This is a genomic window from Paenibacillus wuxiensis (assembly GCF_040195695.1).
GTDB lineage: Bacteria > Bacillota > Bacilli > Paenibacillales > Paenibacillaceae > Paenibacillus_B > Paenibacillus_B suaedae.
In genome coordinates this window covers 1-934 of record NZ_JBEFZI010000040.1, presented here as the reverse complement: position 1 = coordinate 934, position 934 = coordinate 1, and the positions used below count along the sequence as shown (strand labels likewise).

Here is a 934-nt window from a genome sequence, read left to right as displayed (position 1 = left end):
ACATACGCCCCGCCCGCTTTCCAGACGGCCAGCACGGCCACCAACAGGTCCACCGAACGCTCGGCGAGAATGCCGACGATCGACTCCCGGCCGATGCCGCTTGCGCGCAGCGTAGCCGCCAAGCGGTTCGCCCGCACGTTCAGCTCCGCATGCGTCAGCCGGTCGTTCTCGTACACGACGGCCTCCGCTTCCGGCGTACGCTCCGCCTGTTCCTCGAACAGCCGGTGGAACGCGGCCGCAGGAGCCGCTTCCGGCTGCGCCGGGTTAAACGCGCCGAGAATTTGTTCTTTTTCCGCTGGTGTCAAAATTCCCAGCTCGGCAATAGTCGCCGACGGGTTGCGGAGAATGAATTCAAGCAGTTGCAAGTAGTGAGCGGCCAATTTCTCCACCGTTTCGGTTTTATAAAGAGCAGTGGCGTATTCAAACAGATATTCCAAGCCTTCCTCGATCTCCGTGACGTCCAGGCTGAGATCGAATTTAGAAACAATTTCTTCGCTGGCATACGTCGACAAATGGAGTCCGGGAAGCTGGATTTCCAAATTCTCTGTATTCTGCAAAGCAAACATCGTATCGAACAGCGGATTGCGGCTTAAATCGCGAGCCACGTTTACCTTATCTACCAGTTCCTCAAATGGATAATTCTGATGTTCAAAAGCGCCCAGCGTCGTCTCCTTGATTTCCTTCAAGTAGTCAAGGAACGTCTTACCGGCAGTCGGATAACTGCGGATGGCCAGAGTATTGACGAACATTCCGATCAGCAGCTGAACGTCGCTGTGATTTCTTCCCGCTATCGGCGTACCAACCACCACATCTTCTTGACTAGTATATTTATGCAATAATATTGTATAACCAGCAAGCAGAACCATGTAAAGCGTTGCGCCGTTCTCGGCTGCAAGCCGTTTCAGACCCTCGCTTTTCTCCCTATTCATAAACA

At 53.5% G+C, this 934-nt stretch carries 1 protein-coding gene; it reads right to left on the bottom strand.

Features of this window, described 5'->3' with window-relative positions:
* On the bottom strand, positions 1-934 hold a 934-nt coding region (locus ABN764_RS29480; protein ID WP_446673863.1), incomplete at both ends, for a condensation domain-containing protein.